We start from the raw sequence: 328 nt of genomic DNA, 5'->3' as shown, positions 1-328 counted from the left end.
TCGAAAATAGCTGGCTTCAGTGCTTCAAATTTCGATTCCTAAACCCGAATCAAGTTGGAAAAGTTGTCGCAAGCCAAGCCGTTGTGACTATTTCAAACCATTCCTGTTTACCGTATTTTGAAGTTTGGTTTTCGGCTCGTTCTTGTAAATTCTTCGACTGGTTCGGTGTTTTGGGTTTTTTGGTCTGGTTGCAGAAGGTTTTGTTGGCTAGGATGCTGTTCATTGAATGCAAGCGAAGTGCTTCATTGCCAAGTAAGTCTGTTTGTTGGTATCGCTCTAACAAAAGCTTCAAACCGACAAACAACGCGTGGCATTTTTAGTTTGCGGT

The 328-nt window shown here is 42.1% G+C and carries 1 protein-coding gene; it reads left to right on the top strand.

Annotated features, from left to right (window positions below):
- Positions 1-320: hypothetical protein (locus HC752_RS25040; RefSeq protein WP_238930641.1), on the top strand; the 320-nt coding region annotated here is incomplete at its 5' end.
- Positions 321-328 lie beyond the last annotated feature (8 nt).

The organism is Vibrio sp. S9_S30 (assembly GCF_014694455.1).
In the GTDB taxonomy this organism is placed as follows: Bacteria; Pseudomonadota; Gammaproteobacteria; order Enterobacterales; family Vibrionaceae; genus Vibrio.
Note: the sequence above shows the minus strand (reverse complement) of the source record. Positions and strands in the feature narration are given on the sequence as shown.